The organism is Streptomyces sp. NPDC001544 (genome assembly GCF_042894285.1).
Taxonomy (GTDB): domain Bacteria; phylum Actinomycetota; class Actinomycetes; order Streptomycetales; family Streptomycetaceae; genus Streptomyces.
This window is the reverse complement of the sequence record NZ_JBIAVN010000007.1, coordinates 375,397-382,071: the sequence shown is the minus strand read 5'-3', so window position 1 is coordinate 382,071 and position 6,675 is coordinate 375,397. Positions and strand designations below refer to the sequence as shown.

5 protein-coding genes are annotated in these 6,675 nt (G+C 73.8%); 1 reads left to right on the top strand and 4 read right to left on the bottom strand.

The annotated features are described in order from the left end of the window. Positions 1–286 precede the first annotated feature (286 nt). The 4 genes from ACFY0F_RS21130 to ACFY0F_RS21115 form a co-directional block, all read right to left on the bottom strand. Positions 287–1,381, bottom strand: a complete 1,095-nt coding sequence (locus ACFY0F_RS21130; RefSeq protein ID WP_388796193.1) for an MBL fold metallo-hydrolase — start codon at positions 1,379–1,381, stop codon at positions 287–289. Continuing rightward, complete coding sequence (locus ACFY0F_RS21125; RefSeq protein WP_388796190.1) at positions 1,378–2,703, bottom strand: aminotransferase class I/II-fold pyridoxal phosphate-dependent enzyme; 1,326 nt, start codon at positions 2,701–2,703, stop codon at positions 1,378–1,380. Before ACFY0F_RS21125 ends, ACFY0F_RS21130 begins: the two co-directional genes overlap by 4 nt. A 33-nt stretch (positions 2,704–2,736) precedes the next feature. Next, positions 2,737–3,627, bottom strand: coding sequence for a hypothetical protein (locus ACFY0F_RS21120; RefSeq protein ID WP_388796186.1), 891 nt, complete (start codon positions 3,625–3,627; stop codon positions 2,737–2,739). A 162-nt stretch (positions 3,628–3,789) separates the two neighbouring features. After that, entirely contained in the window at positions 3,790–4,584 is a 795-nt protein-coding gene (locus tag ACFY0F_RS21115; protein ID WP_388796183.1) for an RNA polymerase sigma factor SigF, read from the bottom strand. Between the two features lie 277 nt (positions 4,585–4,861). Between ACFY0F_RS21115 and ACFY0F_RS21110 the strand changes: the two genes are divergently transcribed. After that, positions 4,862–6,670: a thiamine pyrophosphate-requiring protein gene (locus tag ACFY0F_RS21110; RefSeq protein ID WP_388796180.1), complete on the top strand. Its 1,809-nt coding sequence runs from the start codon at positions 4,862–4,864 to the stop codon at positions 6,668–6,670. Positions 6,671–6,675: the final 5 nt, after the last annotated feature.

Below are 6,675 nucleotides of genomic sequence, written 5' to 3'. Positions count from 1 at the left end.
CAGCACCAGGATCGAGGTGAACAGCACGTTCCAGGTGAAGTTCGGCTTGGTGTTCTTATTATTTTTTGGGGGGGGGTGGTGGGGGTGGGGGGGGGGGTGGGGGGGGGGGGGGGGGGGGGGGGGGGCCCCCCGGGGGGGGGGCGGGGGGGGGGGGGGGGGCCCCCCGGGGGGGGGGGGGGGGGGGGGGGGGGGGGGGGCGGCCCGGGGCGGCCCCCCCCCACCCCGAGTGCCTGGCGCAGGGCCCGCCGGGCCGTCAAGGCCTAGGGACTTTGGCGGAGTTGCGGGTTCAGAGGCCCTGGGGCAGTATCCGTGAGCCCCCCACCGGCAGGTCCCACAGGTCCTCCCGGTCCAGGCCCGCCTTCTCCCAGGCCGTGCGGACGCGGGTGAGCGGTTCCAGGACCGGCTCCGCCGAGAGGACGAACGTGCCCCAGTGCATGGGTGCCATGCGGCGCGCGCCCAGGTCCAGGGCGGCCTGCACGGCCTCCTCCGGGTCGCAGTGGACGTCGCTCAGCCACCAGCGCGGGTCGTAGGCGCCGATGGGCAGCAGGGCGAGGTCGATGCCGGGGTGGCGGCGGCCGATGCGGGAGAACCAGTGGCCGTACCCGGTGTCGCCGGCGAAGTAGACGCGCTGTCCGTCGGGGGCGGTGAGGACCCAGCCGCCCCACAGGCTGTGGCAGGTGTCGGTGAGGGTGCGCTTGGACCAGTGGTGGGCGGGCACGAAGTCGAAGCGGACACCCGACAGTTCGGCGGCCTCCCACCAGTCCAGTTCGGTGATGGCGGTGAACTTGCGGCGCCGGAACCAGCGGCCGAGGCCCGCGGGCACGAACACCGGGGTGTCGCGCGGGAGTCGGCGCAGGGTCGGGGCGTCCAGATGGTCGTAGTGGTTGTGGCTGATGACGACCGCGTCGACGCGCGGCAGCTCGTCCCAGTCGACGCCCACGGGCGTGATGCGGGCGGGGGTGCCGAGGATGCGGCGGGACCAGACCGGGTCGGTCAGGACGGTCAGCCCGCCGATGCGCACCACCCAACTGGCGTGGCCCGCCCAGGTGACGGCGACGGTGCGGGCGTCCACGCGGGGCAGCGGGCCGGGGGCGTAGGGCAGTCGTGGAATGTCGGCGAGTCCCTCCCGGTCGGGCCGTACGGCGCCTTCACGGGCGAAGCGGGCCATGGCCTTCAGGCCGGGCAGCGGGGCGGTCAGCCGGTTGTGGAAGGTTCGCGGCCACTCTCTCGTCTCGCCGAGGGGGCGGGGTTCCGTGAGCGGGGGGCCGGTGGGCGCGAGGGGTGACGTGGCCGTCGGGTCGTGGGCTTCCAGGATGTCGGCTTCCAGGATGTCGGCTTCTGGAGTGGTCTGGGTGGTGGTCGACTCGGACTGCTGCGTCATCGAGGAGGCTCCCATCGCTGAGCGTCGTCGCGGAGATCGTCGAAGACCGACCGCAAGGAGATCAAGGCGCGTTGCACGTGTGGCAGTTCCAACGGCGTGGGTGAGGTGAGGCATTCCGTGCGTTCCTCGTCCGTGCCGCCCAGCAGTGGACCGGTGGCGAGCCGCACGCGCAGCGCCGCCAGGTCGTCGCCGAAACGGTGGCCGCCGGGCGCGGGCATGCCGAGCCGGGCGGTGAGGAAGTCCTCCAGTTCCTGCGCGTCGCCGACGCCGTACGCGCCGAGCGCGGTGCGCAGCGGTTCGAGGTCGGCGTACAGGTGCCGGCCCGCCTGTGGCGGCCGGGCCAGGGCGCCGGCGGCGGTGACGGCGGTGTGCGCGGCCGCGGCCACGCGCGCGTGCAGCCGCACGGCGGTGTCGCGGCGCGCGGTGACGGGCTCGGGTTCGTCGAGCGCATACCCGGCGGCGGCAGCGACGGGCCCGGCGACGCTCGCGCCGAGCGCGGTGAGGATGTCGAGCACGCGCGCGTGGAGCGCTTCCCCGGCGTCCGTGGCGGGGAAGCGGGCGACGGCGGCGGGCCAGCCGGGCGGCAGCAGGGAGCCGGCGAGGTCGGTGACGACCGTGACATGGTCGGGCAGCATCTCGGCCGGGCCGATCAGCACCGTCTCGTGCGGGGCGTGCAGGGTGTCGCGCCAGGTCTCGTCGCTGACCAGGTGCAGCCCCTCGCCGGCCGCGGCCTCCAGGGTCTCGTGAAGCAGTTCGGGCGGTGCGACGGTGGCGGTCGGGTCGTCGGCGACGGAGAGCACGAGCAGCCGCGGGTCGCCGCCTTCGGCGCGGACACGGCGTACGGTCTCCAGCAGTGCGTACGGATCGGGGACGCCGCCGGATTCGGCGGGGGTGGCGACGTGGAAGGCGGGTCTGCCGAGCAGGCGGGCGTACGGTGCCCACCAGGCGGCGCAGGGACGGGGCACCAGGACGTCACCGCCCTGCGCGGCGGTCAGCGCGAGCAGCAGCGGCGGGGCACCGGGGCCGGCCGCGACCTGGTGGGGCTGGGTGGGCAGGCCGCGGCGCGTCCAGTATCCGCACGCCGCCTCCAGCAGCGCCGGGCCGCCGCCGACGGGCCGGGGCTCCGCGTGGCCGGCGGCGGCGGCGAGCACCGCGGCGAGTTCGGGCAGGACGGGCAGTCCGTCACCGGGCAGGGCCGGGCCGTAGCGGACGGGACCGTGGCCTTCGGGGCCGTGCGCGGGACGCGGGTGGGCCGGGTGCGCCGGGTGGTGGTCCTGGGGGCCGGGACGGGCGGAGCCGTTGCGTTCCGGGTCCGTCCGCATGTCCGCCTCCGCGCAGTCCGTGTCGCCGTCTGTTCAGAGCCCCGGGTACCCGGAGGTGCGCCGGCGCATCCGGTAGAACGCGCCCGCGCCCGATGCCGCGATCAGCACCGCGCCGGCGACCAGGGCGGGCAGGGATCCGGCGAAGGCACCGCCCTCCCCCGCGTTCACCCCGTGCCCGATGGTGGGCGGCGCGCAGGAGGGGTCGCCGCCGGGCTCGGCGCAGTCGTGGCCGCCGCCGTCCCAGCCGCCATCGGTCTGCCCGCCGCCGTCCCACCCGCCATCGGTCTGCCCGCCGCCGTCCCACCCGCCGTCGGTCTGCCCGGCGCCGTCCCAGCCGCCGTCGGTCTTTCCGGCCCCGTCCGCGCTGCCACGAGTGTTCCCCCTGCCGCTCGAGCCGCCCTCGGTCCTACCGGTGTCGTCCCCGCCGCCCGGAGTGTTCCCCGTGCCGCTCGAGCCGCCCTCGGTTCTTCCTCTTTCACCCAGGCCGCCGTCGGACTTCCCGCTGTCCGAGCCGCCCTGGGTCTTCCCGCCGTCGTCCGGGCCGCTGGGAATCGTCCCGCCCGCGCACGGCTGTGCTCCCGTACAGTCGGGGCTCGCGGGTTCCGGCACCTTGACGCCGTCGCAGGAGGGGAGCCCGGCGCATCCTCCCGCGCCCTCGTCCCACACGCCCGCGTCCGTGCCGCCGCGGTCCGCCGCGCAGGCGCCACCCGCGGCCGTCCCGTCCAAGGCCGGGGGTGAGGCGTCGGCGGGGCCGGGTATGGCGCCGCCGGCCGTGTCGCAGGACGCGGAGACCGTGACGGTGCCGCCGGTGCGGGCGGGGCCCGGGCCGCTCTGCGCGGCGGGCTTCGCGTTCGCCCCGGGGGCGGTGGCGAACGCGGCGGCGGTCAGGGCGGCGACGGCCAGGGCGCGTGCGGTGCGGCGCATGGGGCGGGCTCCTCGGGGCGACGGCTGCGACGGGCGCGGACTGTGCGCCGTCCTCTGCCATCACAGCCCGCCGCACCGCGCGCCGCGCGCGGCCGAAGCCCATTGGCGGGACACCCGGGGGCCTATCGGGTGATCCGGCGACCGGCCGGGTTTGCCGCAGAGCTACGCCACGTCCCTCATCACCTGCTCGCGCAGCCGTTCGCAGCAGCGGCTGATCAGCCGGGAGACGTGCATCTGCGAGATGCCCATCTGCTCGGCGATCCGGCTCTGCGTCATGTCGTCGAAGAACCGCATGTAGAGGATGGCCCGCTCGCGCTCGGGCAGGGCGGCCAGCCGCAGTTTGACGGCCTCGCGGTCAACGACGGTGTCGAGCGCGGGATCGGGGGCGCCGAGCGCGTCGCTGAGCGAGTAGCCGTCGTCGCTGCCCGGCATCTCCGCGTCCAGGGACAGTGCGGTGAAGCTCTCCAGCGCCTCCAGCCCGGCGCGGACGTCGTCCTCGCTCATGTTCGCGTACCGGGCGATCTCCGCGACGGTGGGCCGGCGGCCCACGATCGTCTGGGAGAGGTCCTGACAGGCGACCCGGACCCGGTTGCGCAGGTCCTGGACCCGGCGGGGCACGTGCAGGGTCCACATGTGGTCGCGGAAGTGCCGCTTGATCTCACCGGTGACGGTCGGTACGGCATAACTCTCGAAGGCGTTGCCGAGCTCGGGGTCGTACCGGTCGACGGCCTTGACCAGGCCGAGGGAGGCCACCTGCCGCAGGTCCTCGTAGCTCTCGCCGCGGTTGCGGAAGCGTCCGGCGAGCCGTTCGGCCATGGGCAGCCAGGCCTCGACGATCTCGTCGCGCAGGGCGTCGCGCTCGGCTCCGGGCGGGAGGGCGGCGAGGCGGCGGAAGGCGTCCGCGGTGTCGGGGGCGTCGTCGTGGGGGTGGTGCTTCGTGCGCGCTCGGTTCGGCATGGTGCGTCGCAACTCCCCTGGAGTGCTGGGTTCGACGGTCACCGTGGGAGCGCGTCGGTCCGGACAGACGCCCCCGTGGCGACGGTTCGCCGCTCCCACGGAGAGTGCCTCCTGTCCGAAGCACTGTTCTCGTGCGCCTGCCCCCGGGCCCCGGGAGCAAACACACCTTTTCCCGGCGGGTTCGCGGGGGTCCGTAAAGGTTTTCCGACTGTCCCCCGGGTGACTCGGACACCGCTGACCGGATCGCCCGCATCCTCACCACCAGGAGGTTGTCTCCATGAGCACCAAGGTTGCCGACCACATCCTCGCGCGGCTGCGCGAATGGGGTGTGGAGCAGGTCTTCGGCTATCCCGGCGACGGCATCAACGGCCTGCTCGCGGCCTGGGGACGGGCCGACGACCAGCCGCGGTTCATCCAGTCCCGGCACGAGGAGATGTCCGCCTTCCAGGCGGTGGGCTACGCGAAGTTCTCCGGTCGGCTCGGGGTGTGCGCGGCGACCTCGGGCCCGGGAGCGATCCACCTGCTCAACGGCCTGTACGACGCCAAGCTGGACCATGTGCCGGTGCTCGCCATCGTCGGACAGACGCACCGGACCGCGATGGGCGGCTCCTACCAGCAGGAGGTCGACCTGCACACGCTGTTCAAGGACGTCGCCTCCGAGTTCGTGGAGACGGTGACCGTTCCGGAGCAGCTGCCGAACGTACTCGACCGGGCGATCCGCACCGCGTACGCCCGCCGCTGTCCCACGGCCATCATCATCCCGGGCGATGTGCAGGAACTGGACTACTCGGCGCCCACGCACGAGTTCAAGATGGTCCCCTCCAGCCTGGGCATGAGCGAGTCGACCGCCACCCCGACGGACGACGCGCTGCACAAGGCGGTCGAGATCCTGAACGCCGGTGACAAGCCGGCCATCCTGATCGGCCAGGGCGCCGCAGGTGCGGTCGAGGAGGTCCAGGAGATCGCGGAGCTGCTCGGCGCGGGCGTCGCCAAGGCGCTGCTCGGCAAGGACGTGCTCAGCGACGAACTGCCGTTCGTGACCGGTTCCATCGGCCTGCTGGGCACGCGCCCGTCCTACGAGCTGATGCGGGACTGCGACACCCTGCTGACCATCGGCTCCTCGTTCCCGTACACCCAGTTCATGCCGGAGTTCGGCAAGGCCAGGGGCGTGCAGATCGACATCGATCCGCACATGGTCGGGATGCGCTACCCGTACGAGGTGAATCTCGTCGGCGACTCGAAGGCGACCCTGCGCCGGCTGATCCCGCTGCTTCGGGCCGACCGGGACGGGCGCCCGACGGACCGGGAGTGGTTCGACACGATCTGCTCGAACGTGCGGCGCTGGCACGAGACGATGGAACGCCGTGCGCACCAGTCGGCCGACCCGATCAACCCGGAGTTCGTGGCCAAGGCGCTGGATCCGCTGCTGCCGCAGAACGCGATCATCACCTCCGACTCCGGTTCGGTGGCCAACTGGTACGCGCGGCACATCACCATGCGGCCGGGCATGCGCGGCTCGCTGTCCGGGACGCTGGCGACGATGGGCGCCGGGGTGCCGTACGCGATCGGCGCGAAGTTCGCGCATCCGGACCGGCCGGTGTTCGCGCTGGTCGGTGACGGTGCGATGCAGATGAACGGGCTGGCCGAGGTGATCACCGCGGCGAAGTACCGGGACCGGTGGTCGGATCCGCGGCTGGTGTTCGCGGTGTGGAACAACCAGGACCTCAACCAGGTCACCTGGGAGATGCGGGCGATGGAGGGCGCTCCGTCCTTCCTGCCCTCGCAGGCGCTGCCGGACGTGCAGTACGCGGCGTTCGCCCGTTCCCTGGGGCTGACCGGGATCCGGGTGGAGAAGCCGGAGGACGTGGAGGCGGGCTGGCGCGCGGCACTGGAGGCCGACGGGCCCGCGGTGGTGGAGTTCCTCACCGACCCGGCGGTCCCGCCGATCCCGCCGCACGCCAGCTGGGAGCAGATGGAGGCGACGGCCGCGTCGATCCTCAAGGGCGACGCGGACCGCGGGTCCATGATCAAGCAGGGCTTGAAGGCGAAGGTGCAGGAGTTCCTGCCGGGGCACGACCGGCATTAGACCGG

Coding starts and splice junctions, on each gene's coding strand:
- ACFY0F_RS21130 (WP_388796193.1), bottom strand. CDS start 1,381: ATGACGCAGCAGTCCGAGTCGACCACCACCCAGACCACTCCAGAAGCC.
- ACFY0F_RS21125 (WP_388796190.1), bottom strand. CDS start 2,703: ATGCGGACGGACCCGGAACGCAACGGCTCCGCCCGTCCCGGCCCCCAG.
- ACFY0F_RS21120 (WP_388796186.1), bottom strand. CDS start 3,627: ATGCGCCGCACCGCACGCGCCCTGGCCGTCGCCGCCCTGACCGCCGCC.
- ACFY0F_RS21115 (WP_388796183.1), bottom strand. CDS start 4,584: ATGCCGAACCGAGCGCGCACGAAGCACCACCCCCACGACGACGCCCCC.
- ACFY0F_RS21110 (WP_388796180.1), top strand. CDS start 4,862: ATGAGCACCAAGGTTGCCGACCACATCCTCGCGCGGCTGCGCGAATGG.